2 pseudogenes are annotated in these 1,289 nt (G+C 58.9%); both read left to right on the top strand.

The window, feature by feature from the left end:
* Window positions 1–555 (top strand): annotated as a pseudogene (locus V0R60_RS26770) (hypothetical protein); the annotation flags it as partial.
* 339 nt (window positions 556–894) lie between these two features.
* Window positions 895–1,289, top strand: a pseudogene (locus V0R60_RS26765) (hypothetical protein); the annotation flags it as partial.

Below are 1,289 nucleotides of genomic sequence, written 5' to 3'. Positions count from 1 at the left end.
CCTGCGTTCGAAGAGGCGCTGGTCCGCGGGCGGGTCCCGGAACAGGACACGTCGCTGTTCATCGCCCTGGATGATCCTCTGGCGCTGGTCGATGACCTGAGCATGAACCTGGCGGGTCGGCTCATGGAGCAAGACCAGTTTTCCCGCCTGCACCAAGCCAACCTGGAGAGTGCTCTCGCCGTACAGCACCTGTGCGGCTTCGATACCGAAGCCTTCATACCCGAACGGATCAAAGACCCGATCCAGCGCCAGGCCTATACCGACGACCTGTACACCCTGCTGAAAACCTTTGATCAGGTCGAGCGAGGCAAGGAGCTGGTGTCTTTCGGCCAGGAAGGCATGGTGGACCTGGCCTCGGCCCGCACCGTCGCTGCCGCCCAATCGGCTTTTGCGGGGCTCCCACCAACAAAAAGCGTGCCGCCGCCACAACTCGTCCCTTCAGCAGGCCGAATGGAACCCTTGCGTTGGGGGGCGACGGCCAGGGAGGGCCGGCGCGCGCCGCAGGGCCAGGGACGGCCCTTCGGCGCGGTCCCCACGGGAGCAAGGGTGGAATGAGGGTACCCGGAGCGCAGCGTAGGGCCGGATGCAGGGACAGGGGGTTTTGCCCACTTTTGCCCCAACAAAAGTGGGTCGCCGTAAAGGCGAAACCAGCCAGTGGTGCCACTGCATCAAACGGATATGCCCATCGCCACTCGAGCCACATTTTCGGTGCTCACCCGCTAACAGGCCCGATGCGTAGTCAGTGACGCATACAGCCAGACGCTGATCCATTGGCATGGGCGGTTTGGAGTCACCTTTGCGCCCTTACGGCGCATCCCTTTTGTCTTGGCAAAAGGAAGCCATCGCCCAGCGTGAGGCCGAATTGCTCGCGCAGACGCAACACACGGAACAAGCATGAGTACGCCACCCGCAGGCACCACTAAAAAACGGCTGTTTTCGCGTGACGACTACTTGGCGCCATTGCCCATTCCCACCGGGAGAAAACCTTCCGATGTGCTCAACACCATATGGCGCAAGAACGACGTGTTTCTCGATATTGGTAATTACAGTATCGGTTCAGCGGTGATGGTTATTTGGCCGATGGTGATGCTTTTTACACTGATGTATTACGTCACTTCTAACCCTATAATATTGTGGGGCGGTCCAATAATCGTGGGCGTCCCTATCTTTTATGTAATCTTGGGCTTATTCCGCGAAGTACCTTTACCCGTGCGTTTCAATCGACAGCGCCGTGAAGTATGCGTACCGCAAGCAGATGGCGAGTACTGGATTGTCCCTTGGGAAAGCGT

Origin of the sequence: Pseudomonas auratipiscis (genome assembly GCF_036324085.1) — a bacterium.
Taxonomy (GTDB): Bacteria; Pseudomonadota; Gammaproteobacteria; order Pseudomonadales; family Pseudomonadaceae; genus Aquipseudomonas; species Aquipseudomonas auratipiscis.
This window is presented reverse-complemented; position numbering and strand designations above follow the sequence as displayed.